We start from the raw sequence: 745 nt of genomic DNA on the forward strand, positions 1-745 counted from the left end.
TTTCAAATAATATTTCCATTCATTCCGTCCCTCATAACCATGATTAATTATGTGCGAAAGCAAACAAATTGACTCCACTACTCCCCAAAAAACATAATTGAATTAAGGACACTTGCCCGGTCAGTTACCATTCTTTTTCATAATGTAAATATTGATTAAAGATTGAGGAGGTATAGTCCATGTATCCTTATTACTATTATCCGAGTTTATCGTCAGTACCCATTCCAGAGATAAACAACCATGAATATACGTCAATTTATACTAACGATAACAGCCTACACAGACAACCAGCACAACTTGAAAGAAGAGTAGATCGTTTAGAACGAGAACTAAACAGACAAAACCAAGAACTTAATAGACAAAATGAGGAATTTCGCAGATTGAATCAAGAAATTCGTCGCATCAATGAAGAAATTAGTAGAATGAATAACGAAATGACCCGCATGAACAATATTAATGAACAACAAACACGTCGTATCCAACGTTTACATCAACGTTTACGCACCCTCGAAAACCGCTTCAACATTCCATTTACACCGACAGAGGATGATTTTTAATAAATGTTCTCCCCCCTAAAATCAAGTGACAATATCAATTTCCAACGAAAAATTGGTATTGTCACCTTTTCTTTTGAAGCTACATTTAATTTTAGTTTAATGATACTTATATATGGAAACTATATTAAAAAATACCCCATACTCTTGGACATGCCTATTCCACTTACACTTTCTATACCCCTCATACT

Annotated in this window: 1 protein-coding gene; it reads left to right on the forward strand. The window is 34.1% G+C overall.

Going from position 1 to position 745, the window contains the following annotated elements; all coding sequences use genetic code 11:
- Positions 1-179: 179 nt before the first annotated feature.
- Positions 180-557: a hypothetical protein gene (locus GW534_RS15995; protein ID WP_161921939.1), complete on the forward strand. Its 378-nt coding sequence runs from the start codon at positions 180-182 to the stop codon at positions 555-557.
- Positions 558-745 lie beyond the last annotated feature (188 nt).

Source organism: Pallidibacillus pasinlerensis (genome assembly GCF_009996845.1).
In the GTDB taxonomy this organism is placed as follows: Bacteria; Bacillota; Bacilli; order Bacillales; family Caldibacillaceae; genus Pallidibacillus; species Pallidibacillus pasinlerensis.

What these genes read in the sequence shown, in the direction of transcription:
- GW534_RS15995 (WP_161921939.1), top strand. Translation starts at nt 180, where the DNA reads ATGTATCCTTATTACTATTATCCGAGTTTATCGTCAGTACCCATTCCA.